The organism is Myroides sp. LoEW2-1, assembly GCF_009767705.1.
GTDB lineage: Bacteria > Bacteroidota > Bacteroidia > Flavobacteriales > Flavobacteriaceae > Flavobacterium > Flavobacterium album_A.
In genome coordinates this window covers 13098-31207 of sequence record NZ_WSPP01000058.1, presented here as the reverse complement: position 1 = coordinate 31207, position 18110 = coordinate 13098, and the positions used below count along the sequence as shown (strand labels likewise).

Annotated in this window: 13 protein-coding genes; 8 read left to right on the top strand and 5 right to left on the bottom strand. The window is 36.2% G+C overall.

Going from position 1 to position 18110, the window contains the following annotated elements; translation table 11 throughout:
* Positions 1–80: 80 nt before the first annotated feature.
* A complete protein-coding gene (locus GOQ24_RS04280) occupies positions 81–317 on the bottom strand; it encodes an acyl carrier protein (RefSeq protein ID WP_155035668.1) in 237 nt (78 codons plus the stop codon).
* 197 nt (positions 318–514) lie between these two features.
* Between GOQ24_RS04280 and GOQ24_RS04275 the strand changes: the two genes are divergently transcribed.
* A complete protein-coding gene (locus GOQ24_RS04275; protein WP_155091592.1) occupies positions 515–1081 on the top strand; it encodes a phosphoribosylglycinamide formyltransferase in 567 nt (188 codons plus the stop codon).
* The gene (gene rnhA / locus GOQ24_RS04270; RefSeq protein WP_155091591.1) at positions 1074–1547 is read left to right on the top strand and encodes a ribonuclease HI; all 474 of its coding nucleotides are present in this window, start codon (positions 1074–1076) and stop codon (positions 1545–1547) included. Before GOQ24_RS04275 ends, rnhA begins: the two co-directional genes overlap by 8 nt.
* A gap of 60 nt (positions 1548–1607) precedes the next feature.
* Here the strand turns inward: rnhA and GOQ24_RS04265 are convergent, their stop codons facing one another.
* Entirely contained in the window at positions 1608–2453 is an 846-nt protein-coding gene (locus GOQ24_RS04265) for a hypothetical protein (RefSeq protein WP_155091590.1), read from the bottom strand.
* Positions 2454–2875: 422 nt separating this feature from the next.
* Here GOQ24_RS04265 and GOQ24_RS04260 point away from each other — a divergent pair, with 422 nt between their 5' ends.
* Both GOQ24_RS04260 and GOQ24_RS04255 read left to right on the top strand, forming a co-directional pair.
* The gene (locus GOQ24_RS04260; protein WP_155091589.1) at positions 2876–3805 is read left to right on the top strand and encodes a PfkB family carbohydrate kinase; all 930 of its coding nucleotides are present in this window, start codon (positions 2876–2878) and stop codon (positions 3803–3805) included.
* A 62-nt stretch (positions 3806–3867) separates the two neighbouring features.
* A complete protein-coding gene (locus GOQ24_RS04255; protein ID WP_155091588.1) occupies positions 3868–5766 on the top strand; it encodes an amidophosphoribosyltransferase in 1899 nt (632 codons plus the stop codon).
* A 398-nt stretch (positions 5767–6164) separates the two neighbouring features.
* On the opposite strand, the gene GOQ24_RS04250 is transcribed toward GOQ24_RS04255, so the two are convergent.
* Both GOQ24_RS04250 and GOQ24_RS04245 read right to left on the bottom strand, forming a co-directional pair.
* On the bottom strand, positions 6165–7565 hold the full coding sequence (locus tag GOQ24_RS04250) for an SLC13 family permease (RefSeq protein ID WP_155091587.1): 1401 nt from the start codon (positions 7563–7565) through the stop codon (positions 6165–6167).
* 161 nt (positions 7566–7726) lie between these two features.
* Positions 7727–8332: a superoxide dismutase gene (locus GOQ24_RS04245; protein WP_155091586.1), complete on the bottom strand. Its 606-nt coding sequence runs from the start codon at positions 8330–8332 to the stop codon at positions 7727–7729.
* A gap of 110 nt (positions 8333–8442) precedes the next feature.
* Between GOQ24_RS04245 and GOQ24_RS04240 the strand changes: the two genes are divergently transcribed.
* The 4 genes from GOQ24_RS04240 to GOQ24_RS04225 all read left to right on the top strand — a co-directional run bounded on the left by GOQ24_RS04240 (position 8443) and on the right by GOQ24_RS04225 (position 17189).
* The gene (locus GOQ24_RS04240; RefSeq protein ID WP_155091585.1) at positions 8443–11607 is read left to right on the top strand and encodes a UvrD-helicase domain-containing protein; all 3165 of its coding nucleotides are present in this window, start codon (positions 8443–8445) and stop codon (positions 11605–11607) included.
* A gap of 50 nt (positions 11608–11657) precedes the next feature.
* Complete coding sequence (gene kbl, locus GOQ24_RS04235; protein ID WP_155091584.1) at positions 11658–12851, top strand: glycine C-acetyltransferase; 1194 nt, start codon at positions 11658–11660, stop codon at positions 12849–12851.
* Positions 12852–12961: 110 nt separating this feature from the next.
* On the top strand, positions 12962–14353 hold the full coding sequence (locus tag GOQ24_RS04230) for an OmpA family protein (protein ID WP_155091583.1): 1392 nt from the start codon (positions 12962–12964) through the stop codon (positions 14351–14353).
* Between the two features lie 67 nt (positions 14354–14420).
* Entirely contained in the window at positions 14421–17189 is a 2769-nt protein-coding gene (locus GOQ24_RS04225) for a PD-(D/E)XK nuclease family protein (RefSeq protein WP_155091582.1), read from the top strand.
* A 14-nt stretch (positions 17190–17203) separates the two neighbouring features.
* Here the strand turns inward: GOQ24_RS04225 and GOQ24_RS04220 are convergent, their stop codons facing one another.
* On the bottom strand, positions 17204–17998 hold the full coding sequence (locus tag GOQ24_RS04220) for an alpha/beta fold hydrolase (protein ID WP_160339177.1): 795 nt from the start codon (positions 17996–17998) through the stop codon (positions 17204–17206).
* Between the last annotated feature and the right edge of the window lie 112 nt (positions 17999–18110).

The following is an 18110-nucleotide window of genomic DNA, read 5'->3' as shown; positions in this document are numbered from 1 at the left end:
TTGTACTTAAAAATTATCTGACATTTTAAAAATAATAACGCCCACGTGTTTATTAAATAGACACGTGGGGTATTAAGTTATTATTTTTTAGCTTCTTCAATATAAGAGATAGCTTGACCAACTGTAGAGATATTTTCAGCTTGATCGTCTGGAATTTGAATGTCGAATTCTTTTTCGAACTCCATGATAAGCTCAACAGTATCTAAAGAATCAGCTCCTAAATCATTATTGAAGCTTGCTTCTGCTACAACTTCGTTCTCGTCAACACCTAATTTGTCAACGATAATCGCTTTTACTCTTGATGCAATGTCTGACATAATCTTTAATTTTAAATTTAATTTCTTTCGGCAAAAATAAAAAACTTTATTTTAAAACCTTATTTTCTATGTTAATTGTCGGTGCGAAATTATGAAAATAATTAATACTTCTAACTATTTTTCTATTTATTGTCACATATTATTCTTTTTTTTGTACTCGATTCTAATATGTATAATTGACTATTAACGCATTATTTATGAGAAAAATAGCTCTATTCGCTTCCGGTTCAGGAACTAATGTTGAAAACATTATTAAATATTTTGACGAAAAATTAATTCCGAACCAATACCTTGTACTGGTAAATAACCGAAATGCTAAGGTAATAGAAAAAGCGGAAAAAAGAAATGTACCAGTAGTGATTTTTGATAAAGAAATGTTGAATGGGGAAGAGATACAACGTGTTTTACTTGATTTTTCTCCTGATTTGATAGTATTAGCTGGTTTTTTATGGAAATTTCCCGAGGCTCTTGTCCAGTTATATCCTAACAAAGTTATCAATATCCACCCTGCTTTGTTGCCTAAATATGGCGGTAAAGGGATGTATGGTCACCACGTACACGAGGCTGTTTTAGCTAATAAGGAGAAAGAAACGGGAATTACAATACACTATGTGAACGAGCATTACGATGAAGGAGGTATAATTTTTCAGGAAAAGTCTTCCGTTGAACACTGCACTACATGGGAGGATATTGCCAAGGTAGTACAGGTTTTAGAGCATAAACATTTCCCGATTGTTATTGATAAATTGCTGTTCGATGAGTAATTTTCAAGTAATCCTGTATACTGATGGTTCCTCTCGTGGAAATCCTGGCCCTGGTGGCTATGGGCTAATTCTCGAGTGGGCTGGTCGAAATGTATATAAAGAGATGTCACAAGGTTTTCGCTTGACTACAAATAATCGAATGGAGTTAATGGCAGTTATTGTTGGCTTAGAGATGCTTAAAAATGAAGGGACTTCAGTTCTTGTTGTTTCCGACTCAAAGTATGTGATCGATGCCGTAACGAAAGGATGGGTGTTTGGTTGGGAAAAGAAAGGGTATAAGGACAAAAAGAACCCTGACCTTTGGAGTAGATTCTTGGAGATTTACAGAAAACACCGCGTTTCTTTTCAATGGGTAAAAGGACACAACGATCATCCAATGAATGAAAGATGTGATGTTTTAGCAGTCAAAGCCGCTACATCTTCTGATCTTTTGATTGATGAATATTACGAAACTCTTGAAAACTAGAAAAGGAGTGCATCCTACACAAAGGTGCACTCCTTTTTTGTTTTTAGGCGTGCAAATTCACTACAGCTCTAAGAATGTGTCACCATAATATTTGCTTGGTTTGATCCAAGCCATTGTTCTATCCGCATTTATTATCCAGTTAAATCGCTTGAGCATATCAGCTCCAAATAAGCTAAAAGGTTGATTTTTTAGTTCACCAGTGAAGTAGCCTACTTTAGCGTTCTTTATTTCATAATTTGCTATTTCAAGTTTGTCAATTAATGCAGTATTAGTGATGATGCTTTGACCATACGAGTTTTTTAGTTCTTTTTGATTGATGGTAGTGAGTTTGTTATGTAAGGTATTTTGCTCGGAGAAATTATCATCGTAAAGCAATGCTCCAGAATAGCCCGATTGTAAGTAAAACGGATGAGTGTAAGTGTGTTTATCTATTTCAGTAGTTATATCGATGAATAGAGCTCCATTTCTATAGCTTACGGGAATTTCGCTGTAACCTGTCGTGTCAGGTATATGATCATGAGCAATTAATGTTGAATTGTCATAGTCGATTTCTAACACCTTTCCTTTAAACAAGGTCATGCCAATCTTGCCGTCAGACTCTTTGCCACTGTATTGATTATTTGCAAATGGAATATTAAACCAAGAGCAATTGCCAATTTGTACTTGATTTGAAGGGCTAAAATCGTTAGAGTCAAACGCTATGCTTTCTATAACATGTGTTTTAATTGGAGATATGGCACCGTCGTCCATAGCTAATTGAAACATTAGATCTAAACTATCTCTTTGATTGACAAGCGTCTTTAGAATAATGTTATTACTACTGGTTAATCGAAACGGAATGTGAACTTGTGCTTGTAGTGTAGTACACACAATAAGCAAATAGAATAAAGCTAAGTGGTTTCGCATGAAATTGTATTGTTTTTTAGTGTTTAATCTTTTAAAATTAATTAAAGTTAACTTCAGTTGTATGTGATATTCTTTATTTCCTTTTAAAAATGATGTGATTTGAAATAATCTATCAGTTTTAAGTCTTGATATTAACTTGCTAATCTGTATCTTTAAGGAGAGAAATATATTTTATTGCTATTGTTAGATGAGATAATCTCATCGGTTATGGTGTGATTTTGTTGTGGAAAGTAAAAAAGATAACTTCATTTTATTCAAGAGAATGAGGTTGTTTAACAAAAAATAGATAGTTCTTTTGTGAAATGTTAAAGCGCATGAAATGAAATTTATCATGTCTCTTTATAAAGAATTAATTGTCTATTTAATTTTGTAGTCAAAAAAGTATTGCCCTATATTTGCAGCTTTATTTCTTAGCAAAAAATATGAACAAATTACTGATCGTGGGGACGGTAGCCTTTGACGCGATTGAAACTCCATTTGGGAAAACGGATAAAGTTCTTGGTGGAGCCGGTACGTATATAGGTTTGTCTGCCTCACACTTTAATGTGAAATCGGCAATTGTTTCTGTCGTAGGAGATGATTTTCCACAAGAATACCTTGACTTATTAAAGAGCAAGAATATTGAAACATGTGGAATAGAAGTTGTAAAGGGAGGGAAGACATTTTTTTGGAGTGGACGTTATCACAATGATCTAAATTCAAGAGATACATTAGATACTCAATTAAATGTATTAGCTGATTTTAAACCAGTAGTTCCTGAAGAATTTAAAGATTCTGATGTAGTGATGTTGGGTAATTTGCACCCTAATATACAGATCAGTGTCTTAGATCAATTGAAGTCGAAACCAAAATTAGTTGTTTTAGATACAATGAATTTTTGGATGAATTGTGCTCTTGATGAGTTGAAGGTATTGTTGAAACGCATTGACGTTATCACTATTAATGATGAAGAGGCGCGTCAGTTGTCAGGGGAGTATTCCCTGGTAAGAGCAGCTGAAGTTATTCAAGAGATGGGACCAAAGTATGTGGTCATTAAGAAAGGAGAGCACGGAGCTTTACTGTTTTCGGGAAGTGAAGTGTTTTTTGCACCAGCTTTGCCATTAAAGGAGGTATTTGATCCTACTGGAGCTGGAGATACTTTTGCTGGTGGATTCACAGGCTATTTGACACAAACGCACAATGTGTCATTCAATAATATGAAGAATGCAATTATCTATGGTTCAAATCTGGCATCATTTTGTGTAGAGAAATTTGGAACGGAGAGAATGGAGTGTTTGACTGAAGGTGATGTGCAACGAAGATTACAAGAATTTAAAATGCTAACTCAATTTAATATTGAGCTAACTAAATAATAAAATAGCCTCTTTATGGGGCTTTTTTTAATCAAAAAAACACAATACACACAACTAATTTTATGAGTGACGCACTAAAACACGAATGTGGGATAGCCTTATTAAGGTTGAAGAAACCGCTATCTTACTACAAGGAAAAGTACGGAAGTACTTTCTATCCAATTCAGAAGATGTACTTACTAATGGAGAAACAGCACAACAGAGGTCAAGATGGTGCTGGATTGGCAAGTATTAAATTGGATATGAATGCTGGTGAAAGGTATATTAGCCGTGTTCGTTCGAATAAAGCACAACCGATACAGGATATATTCTCTCAAATAAATGGGCGTATTAATCAAGAAATGATTGATCACCCTGAGTATGCCAATGATGTTGACCTACAGAAAAAGCAAATTCCATATTTAGGAGAAGTGTTTTTAGGGCATGTTCGCTATGGTACGTTTGGGAAGAATAACATTGAAAGTGTTCACCCTTTTTTACGTCAGAATAACTGGGTACACAGAAACCTAATTGTAGCAGGGAACTTTAACCTTACAAATGTAAGAGAGCTTTTCAATGACCTTGTAAACTTGGGACAACATCCCAAAGAGATGTCAGATACCATTACAGTAATGGAAAAGATTGGACATTTCTTAGATGATGAAATTGACGATTTATACTACAAAATAAAAGGAGAAGGATTCTCTAAGAAAGCTGCATCACCTTTGATTGGAGAGCGCTTGAATTTAGCTCGTATATTGAGAAGAGCTTCTAAGAATTGGGATGGAGGTTTCGCTATGGCTGGGATGATTGGTCATGGTGACTCGTTTGTATTGCGCGATCCTGCGGGAATACGCCCTGCTTTTTATTACGAGAATGACGAAATTGTCGTGGTGGCAAGTGAGCGACCTGTGATTCAAACTGCTTTTAATGTTCCTTTTGAAGATATTAAAGAGCTTGATCCTGGAAAGGCGATTATCATCCGCAAAGATGCAACGGTTCAGTTTGAGCAGATTTTAGATCCGTTGCCTTTAAAAGCTTGTTCTTTTGAACGCGTATATTTTTCTCGTGGAAATGATGCTGATATTTACCAAGAGCGAAAAGATCTTGGTAAGTTAATCTTACCTGATGTATTGAAAGTAATAGAAGACGATACCGATAACTCTGTTTTTTCATATATCCCAAATACTTCAGAAACTTCTTTTTTCGGTATGGTAGAAGGAGCTCAAGACTTCTTGAATCAGAGAAAGATTTCGGATATCTTGAATAATAAAGAGAATTTATCTGCTGAGAAACTACAGGAAATTCTTTCTGTGAAGTTGAGAACAGAGAAAATCGCAGTGAAAGATGCTAAGTTGCGTACGTTTATTACTGATGATAGCAGTCGTGATGATTTAGTTGCTCACGTGTATGACGTTACTTATGGAGTGATTAAACCTACGGATAACCTTGTTATTATCGATGATAGTATCGTAAGAGGAACTACTCTGAAAAAGAGTATTATTCGCATGTTAGATAGATTAAATCCAAAACGCATTGTTGTTGTTTCAGCTGCTCCTCAGGTGAGATACCCAGACTGTTATGGAATTGACATGGCTAAATTAGAAGGATTAATCGCATTTCAAGCCGCTATTGAATTATTGAAGGATAGAGGATTGAGTCATGTAATTGACGATGTTTATAAGAAATCTAAAGCTCAGATTGATCTTAACGATAGTGAGGTGATTAATTATGTTAAGGAAATCTATGCACCTTTTACAGATGAAGATATTTCTACGAAGATTGCCGAAATGGTTAAAGACGAAGGGGTGAAATCAGAAGTGAAGATCGTTTTTCAATCAGTGGAGAATTTACATAAAGCTTGTCCAAAGAATTTAGGAGACTGGTATTTTACAGGAGAATATCCTACAGTAGGTGGTAATAGAGTGGTTAATCGCGCTTTTATTAACTACTACGAAGGTAGAGATGAGAAACCATATTAATAGATATCAAATGATTTTATATAAAGCACTAATCTTAGATTAGTGCTTTTTTTTGCTATCAATGGGTGTTTTTTACTTTTTTTCCGAGGTGGTCGGCTTTTGGTCGGCTTTTGGTCGGCATGTGATCGGCTAAAAAGTACTATAAATAAGCCGATCACCTACCGATCACCAATGTATCATAAGCCTATCATCTACTTGCTATATCGAATAGACACTACAGTAGATGGGTTAGATACTAAAATGTTGGATGAAGATATGATTTGCTTAGCAACAAGGTTGCTGCTGCTCAAAGTCAAAAAGACTTTGAGCAAATTAACCTACGACAATCGCTACGCAAAGTCTATTTGACTTTGAGCGAATAATGTTCGTTTGAACTCTATTTCTTTAGCTATTCTGTTTTATAACCAAAAGTAGTAAGCTACAACAGAAATGATAACTGCACAGATAATGTTTAGAAAGAATCCTGCTTTCATCATTTCTTTTTGTTTTATATCTCCTGTACCAAACACAAGAGCGTTTGGCGGAGTGGCAACAGGTAACATAAAAGCACATGAAGCCCCTAATCCAATAATCATTGATAAGCCTAATGGAGGCATTCCAAGTTCTGTTGATATCGATATAAATATAGGAACTAATAAGGCAGCACTTGCCGTATTAGAGGTAAACTCTGTCAAGAACACAATAAAGAAAGCGACAACTAACCCAATGATAAAGAATGAACTTCCTTTAATCATCGATACAAGTAGGTCAGCCATTACTTTACTCGCACCAGAGTCTTTGAGTACCATACTTAAGGTAAGTCCACCACCGAATAGCAAGAGTACGCCCCAATCTACATTGTGTTGTAATTCTTTCCACCTTGAAACCTGACTTATGCAAATGAGAATAAAGGCTCCAAGGGATATGAAGGTGTCAAAATTGGTAAATTCTGGTTTGCCATAGCCTACGAGATTAGCGAAAATTGGATTGAGTTGTTTACTAAATATCCAGCAAATTGCAGTTAAAAAGAATATGCCCAATGTAATCCACCTGTCGCTATTCATATCAATTTTTTCGGTTGTGTGCTTGAATGTAAAGTTAAGCTGAGGTTTGAATACAAGGAAAATAATCCCTATCATAATTGGCAATAAGATAACGACCATAGGTAGTCCCATTTTCATCCAATCGACAAAGCTTATATCTAACTGTGATGCCACGATTGCGTTAGGCGGACTTCCTACTACTGTTCCCATACCTCCTATACTGGCACTATAAGCAATACCCAATAGTACAAATACATAGGTATTGTGGAACTTTTCTTTATCTAATTGTCCCAATACCCCGACAACCAATGGTAACATCATAGCAACAGTTGCTGTATTGCTAATCCACATTGAAAGGACTGCAGTAGCGATAAATAAGTAGAACACTGCAAGGGATAATTTGCCCTTTGCCAAAAACATGATCTTGTTGGCAATGATAGTGTCCAGTTTTTGTACGTGTAATGCCCCAGCCAGAACAAATCCTCCTAAGAATAGAAAAATAGTGGGATCAGCGAATGAGGATAGTGCTGGTTTGGTATCTGTTAGGCCTAATGCTATGGCTAATACAGGCACAAAAACGGCTGTTGTAGTCACGTGAATTGCTTCGGTTAACCATAGTACTGCAACGAAAATAAGTAAGGCAAGTCCTTTGTTTACTTGAGGTTCGTATGGCAAGTAGTTGATGAATACAAATAAGAATATTATATTAAATAGGATAATAAGGTAGTTTCTTATTGACTTTGTAGGTCTTCTTTCAGGTTCATAATCCAAGTGCATTCCGTATAATTTTAGAAAATGTTAATTGTTGTTAAAGTTAAGTATTTTGACTTTAATGAGCGATACGAGAGAAAGAAAATTTTGTATTCAACTTAGTCGTGTAGGGATATAAAAAAAGCGTCAAGAGAATATCTTGACGCTTTTGTAGAATTTATGCTTGATTATTTTGCTTCAGCATATCTTTTAGAAACCTCTGCCCAGTTAATCACATTGAAAAAAGCAGTGATATAGTCAGGACGACGGTTTTGGTAGTTTAAGTAGTAAGCGTGTTCCCAAACGTCCATTCCTAAGATTGGAGTTCCCCCACATCCAACACCTGGCATAAGTGGGTTATCTTGGTTAGGAGTACCACATACTTCTAACTTACCATTTTTTACACATAACCATGCCCATCCAGAACCAAATTGAGAAGCACCTGCTTTTGAGAAAGCATCTTTAAAGTTAGCAAAAGAACCGAAATCTTTGTTGATTGCGTCAGCTAACTCTCCAGTTGGTTCTCCACCACCGTTTGGAGTCATTACAGTCCAAAATAAATTGTGATTGTAGAATCCACCACCGTTATTACGTACAGCAGCTTTAGTCATGTCAAGATTTTTAAGGATTTCCTCAATTGTCTTTCCTTCTAAATCTGTACCAGCAATAGCAGCATTTAAGTTTGTAGTATAAGCATTGTGGTGTTTTGTATGATGTATCTCCATTGTGCGAGCATCAATATGTGGTTCCAATGCATCGTATGCATATGGTAACTTTGGTAATTCGAAAGCCATAATTCGTATTATTTAAAGATTAGTATTATTTTTATTTCAAATTTAGACATTTTATGCTTAATATAAAAAGTTAGAGTGTTTAATAAAAGTTAACTTATAGTACAATTTCAATGTCTGTAAACCATTCGTTTTCAATATATAATGCCTCAGCAGGTGCAGGTAAAACCCATACCCTTGTCAAAGAATATCTTAAAATTCTATTGCGGGATAGTCAAGTAGACGCTTATAAAAAGATATTGGCGATTACTTTTACGAATAAAGCAGTTGCCGAGATGAAGAATCGTGTTGTTTCGTGTCTTAACGCTTTTTCAAAAGAGGATATTCCCTTGAAATACAAGGGAATGTTCGATCAAATTATTGAGGAAACGGGCCTTACAGAAGATTTTGTGAGAAGTCGTTCAAGTCGTTTAATCAAGAGTATTATTCACAATTTCGCTGCTTTTGATATTTCGACTATCGATAGATTTACTCATAAAGTTATTCGTTCATTTGCATTCGATCTGGGCTTACCTGTCACTTTTGAAGTTTCTTTAGAGTCCGATGAGTTGCTACAAGAGTCAGTTGACGCTGTGATTGCCAAAGCTGGAACGGATAGAGAATTGACAGATTTGTTGATAGATTTTTCTTTAGACAAAGCAGATAACGATAAGAGTTGGGATGTAACAAGGGAGTTAAAAGAGGTTGGGAGCTTGTTGTTAAATGAAAATAACAGGGACGAGATTCGCCTATTCGAAAAGAACACGATAGAAGATTTCGTAAAAGTTCGCGACTATCTAAGACAAGAGATTAAGCATGTGGAAGCTCGCACCAAGGAGATTGGTCAAGAATTGCAGTCAATCATTGAGCAAAAGGGAATAGATGTAAAATCTTTTTCAAGAGGTACTTTTCCAAATCACATTGCGTGTATTGCAAAAGACGAGGTTAAGGCTACACAAAAGAGATATTTTGAATTTGACGATATTGCTATCAATAAGACCGCTAAGGACAAGGAGTTGATTGAAGCACTCATTCCTGATTTTTTAAGGCATTTAGATGAGGTATATAAACTCTATAATCGCAGGGCATTTTGTCAAGCTTTTTTGAAGAACCTTACCCCTTTGTCGCTATTGAATACGCTTAGTATTGAAATGGACAATATCCAAAGTGAGAAGAATATTTTGTCTATTTCACAGTTTAATGCCATTATTCATGAAGAAATTCAGGGGCAACCAGCTCCTTTTATCTACGAAAGATTAGGAGAGCGTTATACTCATTTCTTTATTGATGAATTTCAAGATACTTCCGAAATGCAATGGAAAAACTTAGTTCCACTGATTGATAATGCCTTGGCGGGCGAAGATCATGCAGGAGTAAAAGGAAGCTTGATGATTGTAGGTGATCCCAAACAGTCTATTTATAGATGGAGAGGCGGAAAGGCTGAGCAGTTTATTGCGTTGAGTAAAGATGTGAACCCTTTTTCGAACCCGAGTAAGGCGACTATTCACTTGGATACAAATTACAGAAGTTATGAGGAAGTGATTACTTTTAACAATCACTTTTTTAAATATGTATCACAGTATTTTACAGATGTTGATTACAAAGATTTGTACGAGAATAAGAGTTATCAACATCCCAATAAGAAAAAAGGAGGATACGTTGAAGTTTCGTTCTTGGCAAAGGAAGCTGTGACAGAGGAAGAAGAAACAGTTGAAAAGAACGAACAGTTTGCAAAAGCTACTTTGGAAGCGATTCACAAGGTTTTAGAACAAGGTTTTGAGTTAAAGGATATTGTTATCCTTACGAGAAAGCGCGACCATGGAGTTGTACTTGCCAATTACCTAACGGAGAATGACATTGAGATTTTATCTTCTGATTCTCTATTGATTAATAATGCCAGTGAGGTGAGATTGATTATCAATGTCCTTAAGTACTTGAGGAATTTTAAAGATATTGAATCTAAGACTTTATTGCTGTACTATATTGCAAGTAGGGATCAGTTAGGGGAGAATAAGCACGATTTTATTACTGAAGGGTTAGGTGTTGAAAGCGAAGATCATTTTGAGTTATGGTTAAAGGATCACCAAGTGCCTATATCTTTTCAGTCGTGTAGAGCGAAGTCATTGTACGATGCAGTAGAAGAAATAGTGTATGCTTTTATGCCAGATAAGAGTGCTAATTCATACGTCTTGTATTTTTTGGATTTAGTTTTAGAAAAGAGTTTAAAGAATCAATTCGGTATTAGTGACTTTCTGGATTACTGGGAATCTAATTACCACAAGTTTAGTATTCCGACACCAGAAGGGAAGAACGCTGTACAGATAATGACTATTCACAAGTCGAAAGGGCTGGAATTCCCCGTTGTTATCTTTCCTTTTGCCGAAGAAGACTACAGTAGACCAGGTAGAGATAAATTGTGGGTGGATATTGAGTCCGGATTAGAGGGAGATGTCAATTTTCCCAAAGCTTTAGTGGATTCCAAGAAAGAGGTTGTCGAATATGGAGAGAAAGCTCAGAAACTCTATGAACAAAAAGAGCAGGAGATGTTGTTGGACAATATTAACGTGCTTTATGTTGCATTGACTCGTGCGGAGGAGCAATTATATGTCATTAGTTATAAGCACGTGAACTCTAAGGGTGAGTTTAAGAACAACCTATCTAAGTTCTTTCTGGATTTTCTGGTGCAAGAGGGGATGTATAACGATGCGCAGTTAGTGTATTCATTTGGTGAATGCAAGCGCGTTTCTCAACATGAGCCTAATGAGGTAGATCAATTAAATAGATTGATCCAACCCGTAAAACAAGTTATTAATTTTGACAATACGATAAAGATTGCTCAAAGAGAGGCGTTGATGTGGAACTCTCACAACCAGAAAGCAATTGAATACGGGAATGTCGTGCATGAGATAATGTCTTTCGTAGGAAATGTAACAGAGATAGATAAAGCAATTCAAACAGCATTGGAACAAGGGCTTATATTCGATAGCCAAAAAGATGATTTTAAGAGAATTGTCTCTTTAATTGTTAATCACGAGGAGTTAAAAGATTTTTTTGCGATAGAGAATCAAGTGTTCAATGAAAGAGCTATTATTAGTAACCTTCGTCGAAATATTATACCTGATAGAGTTGTTATTCGCGAGAATAAGGCAATGGTTTTAGATTACAAAACGGGTAAAGAAGTAGAAAAATACAAGCAACAGGTTTTGCAATACGCTACAGCGCTAAGTGAGATTGGGTATGAAGTAGTTAAAAAAGTATTGTTATACACAGGAGATGATTTAAATATAATACATTTGTAGTTAAAGGAAAAGTCATTAAAAACAAACAACACTAATTAAATAATTTTAGTATGTACGGAAAGATTAAAGAATATTTACAAAAGGAGTTGTCTTCAATTGAAGAAAATGGTCTGTTTAAAAAAGAGCGCATAATAACATCTCCTCAAGGAGCAGAAATCACAGTTTCAAGTGGTGATAGAGTTTTGAATTTTTGTGCGAATAATTATTTAGGATTATCATCTCATCCAGAAGTAGTGCAGGCTGCTAAGGATACTTTGGATACACACGGCTTTGGGATGTCTTCTGTTCGCTTTATTTGTGGAACGCAAGATATACACAAGAAGTTAGAAGCAACTATTGCTGATTTCTATGGTACAGAAGATACTATTTTATACGCTGCTGCATTTGATGCTAATGGCGGAGTGTTTGAACCATTATTAGGAGCAGAAGATGCAATTATATCAGATAGTTTGAATCACGCTTCAATTATTGATGGTGTGCGTCTATGTAAAGCAGCGAGATACCGCTATGAGAATAATAATATGGAAGCATTAGAAGCTGAGTTAATAAAAGCAAACGAGGCAGGTCACCGCTTTAAGATTATTGTTACGGATGGTGTGTTTTCAATGGATGGATTAGTTGCACCATTAGATAAAATATGTGATTTAGCTGATAAGTATGACGCTTTGGTTATGGTAGATGAGTGTCATGCTGCTGGATTTATTGGAGCGACAGGAAAAGGTACATTAGAAGCTAAGAATGTAATGGGTAGAGTTGATATCATCACGGGTACTTTAGGTAAAGCATTAGGAGGTGCGATGGGTGGATATACAACAGGTAAGAAAGAAATAATTGAATTGTTGAGACAACGTTCTCGTCCTTATTTATTCTCAAACTCTTTGGCTCCTATGATTGTAGGTGCATCGATTAAAGTGTTTGAATTATTGAAGAAAGACACTAAGTTAAGAGATCAATTAGAGTGGAATACGAATTATTTTAAAGATGGAATGAAAAAAGCAGGGTTTGATATTATCGACGGAGATTCTGCAATTGTTCCAGTTATGCTGTATGATGCTAAGTTGTCTCAAGACATGGCAGATCGCCTATTGGAGAAGGGAGTATATGTTACAGGATTCTTCTATCCAGTGGTGCCACAGGGGAAAGCGAGAATTAGAGTTCAGTTGTCTGCTGCACACACAAAAGAGCATTTAGATAAAGCAATTCAGGCTTTTACAGAGGTAGGAAAGGAATTGAAAGTAATTTAGTTTGTAAAATTTAAGGCTTTCAAAGTGTGATTATTAACTAAATTTTTTGAAATATTCAATAATAGTCTTATTTTTGGAGCTTATTACGATAAAAGTAAAAATAAAAAGTTATGAAACATCTCAACAAATTGTTTGCAGCTGCTATACTTTGTGCGGGTATTTCTGCTCAAGCTCAAGATGCTGACCATCCTTGGTCTGTAGCTGTTGGAGCTAACGCGGTTAATACTAAAGTTAGTGCTGCTAAAGGTTTCTCTCACAGAATGGGGGGTTATTTCCAAACAGGAGATTACAATATCCTACCTTCAGTATCGTACTTAAATGTATCTAGATACTTAGGTGATGGATTCTCTTTTGGAGTTGTTGGATCTGTAAACAAGATCGACAAATTCATTAGTGATGAAGCAGAAGGGTATTTCAAATACAATCCTGGTGATTTAACTTACTACGGAATTGATGCAGAAATCAAATATAGCTTCAAAGAGCTATTGAAAACTAAAGTAGTTGACCCATTCATCTTAGTTGGTGGAGGTTATACTTTTATGGGTGACGCAAGTGCTGGTACAGTGAACGGAGGTTTAGGATTTAACTTCTGGTTTACTAAAAACATCGCTTTAACAGTACAGTCTACTTATAAGCATTCATTTGACGATACAAGAATCCCAGATGTTGATGTGGCTTCTCACATGCAACACTTTGCAGGTATCCGTTTCCAATTTGGAGGAAAAGATACTGACGGAGATGGAATCTTAGACAAGTATGATGAGTGTCCAGATGTTCCAGGATTACCAGAATTCAACGGATGTCCTGATACAGACGGAGATGGTATTCCAGATCATTTAGATGAGTGTCCAGATGTTCCAGGATTACCAGAATTCAACGGATGTCCTGATACAGACGGAGATGGAATCCCTGATCCAAAAGATGAGTGTCCAGAAGTTCCTGGTTTACCAGAATTCAACGGATGTCCTGATACTGACGGAGACGGAGTGCCAGATCATTTAGATGAGTGTCCAGAAGTTCCTGGTCCAAAAGAAAACAAAGGTTGTCCATGGCCAGATAGAGACGGAGACGGAGTGCCAGATCACTTAGATCAATGTCCTGATGTTCCTGGAACAGTAGAAAACAACGGATGTCCAGAAATCAAAGAAGAGCAAGTTAAACAACTTAACGAGTACGGAAAAACTATCTTGTTCAACACAGGTAAGTATACTTTCCAACAACCTTCTTACGCTGTTCTTGACAACATCGTTAAAATCATGAAAGAGTACCCAACAGCTAAATTCCACATTGCTGGATATACTGATAGTACAGGATCTGATAGAGTTAACGTTCCATTATCTGACAACAGAGCAAACGCTGTTAAAGTTTATTTAATTGAGCAAGGAGTTGATTCAGCTCGTTTAACTTCTAAAGGATACGGATCTGCTGACCCAATCGCTTCTAACAAAACTGTTAAAGGTCGTGAGTTAAACAGACGTGTTGAAATCCAATTAGTAAAATAATTGTATTTACATATATAAAAGAAAACGCTTCGAGTAATCGAAGCGTTTTTTTTATACCTTTATTTTTATGAATTCGAATACTTTCTTACATAAACTAAGTGCACAGATTAAACAGGATTTTCCTGATAATATGAATGATTTAGTGGTTGTGTTGCCCAATCGCCGTGCTAAGATTTTTTTGTTAGAGTCCTTAAAGGGCTTTTATTCTCAAACTGTTTTTGCTCCTGAAATAATTAGTGTAGAGGAGTTAATTCAAGATATTTCTGGCATACGTGCCATTGATTCAATTGAATTGGTCTTTGAATTTTTTGCTGTTTATAAGGAGTTACATCCTAACGACGCTCAAGAGTATGATTACTTTGCAAACTGGGCGAATATGTTGTTGCAGGATTTCAATGAGATTGATCGTTATCTATTGAATCCCGATCACGTTTTTTCATACTTGAAGGATATTGAGGATATCAAGCACTGGTCTTTGGATCCAGAGAAACGCACTCCGTTGATTGAAAAGTACTTGGAGTTTTGGCGTGTGATGCCTTTGTATTATAAGGAACTTTATCAGCGTTTGTTGAGTAAGAAGATTGGTTATCAAGGATTGGTATATCGGGAAGCAGTTGCACATAAGGAGCTCTTTTTGAAGGATTTAAATAAGACTTTCTTTTTTGCTGGATTTAATGCGTTGAACGCAGCAGAGGAGATAATCTTTCAGTATTTTTTAGGTGAGGGAAAAGCAAAAGTCTTCTGGGATTTAGATCAGCAGTTCTTACACGATCCTTATCACGATGCTGGTCTGTTTTTGAGAAAGATCAAGTCGAAGTGGAAATATTATCAAATGCATCCCTTTGAGTGGATTGTAGATGAGTTTGGTAAAGAGAAGAATATTACCGTGATACAGACTCCTAAGAGTGTGGGTCAGGCAAAGATTACTGGACAGATTATCGATTCTTTATTGGAGCAGAATAGTGGAACGCGATTAGATAGAGTTGCGGTTGTATTGGGAGAAGAGAACCTACTCTTGCCTGTGTTGCACAGTTTACCCGATGCTGTATCAAGTTTGAATATCACGATGGGGTATAGCGGTAATAGCAATCCCGTTCAAATACTGTTAAATAAGATTTTTAAAATGCATCTAGCAGCAATTAAACGCAGTGAGAAGCGATATACCTTGTATTATAAAGAAATGTTAGATGTGCTTAGTAATCCTGTAGTTACGCAAATAATTATGGGAGACTCTATCGCAAAGGAGATTAGCAGTAGAAACCTTACTTTCTTTAATATGGATCGCTTTCAAAGTTGGATTGATGAGATAGATTTTCCGTTGAGAAAACTCCTTTTTTCACCTTGGAGAGGTCTTACTGCTGTAGAGGTTCTTCAGCGACTAATCGAGGTGGTTTTGGAGATTAAAGCTAACCTAAATGACGAGGAGAAAAGCGAGCGTTTAAGCAAGACATTCTTGTATGCTGCTTATCAGATGTTAATGCGTTTAGTTTCATATTGTGAGAAGTATAGTTTTATTCAGAGTTTTGACACACTTTACGCCTTGTATAAGCAAATAATGGATATGGCTGAAGTTTCTTTTGAGGGAGAGCCACTTGAAGGATTGCAAATAATGGGAGTTTTGGAAAGCCGTGTTTTGGATTTTGATACGGTGATTGTGACTTCAGTGAATGAAGGTAAGTTTCCTGCCGGAAAATCTCAGAACTCCTTTATTCCTTATGATGTTAAGTATGAACTTGGATTACCAACATATAAAGAGAAAGATGCTATTTATAGTTATCACTTTTACCATTTGCTGCTTAGAGCTAAAAATGTTTACCTGCTTTATAATTCTCAATCAGAAGGAATGGATGCAGGAGAAAAGAGTAGATTCTTAACTCAGTTGGAAATTGAGCATTGTGCAAATCACCATGTAGAGTATATTACTTATTCTGCAGATTTACCAGATAAAGCTTATGAGCCTATTGAGATTCCAAAGTCTGTCTTGCTTCAAGAAAGACTAAGGGAAATTGCTGTAGGTAAGGGGTTTTCACCTTCTGCTTTAGCTAATTATTTGCGCAACCCAATCCAGTTCTATATGCAAAGGGTTTTGGGTATTCGCGAAGTAGAAGAAGTAGAGGAAAGCGTTGCGTTAAATACTTTGGGAACTATTATTCACAATTCATTGGAGAACTTATACAAGCCTTACAGAGGGGAGTTGTTGTCTGTTGATATCATTAAAAAGTTGCTGAGTATTGCTGATCAGGAGGTACAGGACCAATTTGAAAAAGAGTATAATGAAGAAAAAGAAAAGAAAGGAAAGAACCTACTTGCATTCGAGGTAGCAAAACGCAATGTGTATCACTTCTTGAATCAGGAGATTGAGAGTTTGAAAAAAGGTGATGAGATTAGGCTACTTGAGTTGGAGACCAAGCTTGAGGCAACTATAGAAGATGACCGATTGCCTTACCCGGTTAATCTTTTTGGCTATGTGGATCGCATTGAACAGCGCAATGGGGTTGTTCGCGTCATTGACTATAAGAGTGGGAAGGTTGAGTCGACTAATGTAAGATTAAGTCAATGGGATGGTTTCGCATTAGAGCTAAAGAACGATAAGATTATCCAATTGTTGAGTTATGCTTTAATGTATGGTAAGAATGGAATTACTGAGCCGTTTGAGGCGGGTATATACTCTTTCAAGAACAGAAGAGAAGGTTTCTTGTTTTTCGGATTTAAAGAGGGGAGAGAGGTGGATTGTCGAATTACGCAAGAAACGTTGGATTATTTTAAAGAAGAATTAGTTGGTTTGTTGCTTGAGATATTAAGTGTAGACAAGAACTTTATTGAAGAGTTGAAATAGAAAAAGCAGAGTATTTACTCTGCTTTTTTGTTTATGAAAGTATCTAAACTCTGTAGTAATAGTTCTTTACTGTCTATGTGTAACATGTGACCGCCTTTAATTATGCTGTGCTCTATGGTGGTTCCTTGTAGTTGTTGTAATGTATTTTCAAGGGGCATGACGGTATCATATTCTCCAAAGATCATATTGATGGTATAAGGAGCAAAATGCAAGAGAACTTCTCTGTCAGTTCTCTCTTTCATACCTTCTAAGGCTGCAATGACTCCTTGGACCGGTAGTTGTAGTGCTTGTGTTATAGCATTGTCAATTTCAGTGTGGTGGTTTATTCTGTTTTCGTCTGTGAAAAGATTGCTTAAAGCCATTTTAATAAAAGTTGCACTGTTTTTTTTGATAATGCTTATGGAGCGATCTCTGTTAGCTTTTCTTTCTGCACTATCAGCAGCTGAAGTAGAAGCGACTAAGATTATTTTGTTTACAATATCAGGATAAAGCTCACCAAAGGCGAGAGCCACGTATCCGCCCATGCTATGCCCTACTATTGTTAAGTTTTCTAATTGATTTTCTTGAACAATTGCGTACACCGCGTCTGCCATATCTTCCATGGAATGGATGTATCCAAGGCATTCAGATTGACCATGTCCCAGTAAATCTACAGAAAATACCTGGTGTGTTCTTGAAAAGTGTTTTGTAAAGTATTCCCACATATTCGCTGTGGCAAGAAATCCATGTAAGAAGATTATCGGTTCGCCTTGTCCTTGTTCGCAATAGGAAAGTGCAATGTTTTTATATGTTAGTGATTTGTGGATCATTCTTGTTCTTTTAGCGTTGCAAAAGTAGGAAGTCTATCTGTATATTGAAATAGTATGGCCTTTTATAGGTTGTTAATTGTTTTAATTTAATTATCTATATTGAGTCTAAATT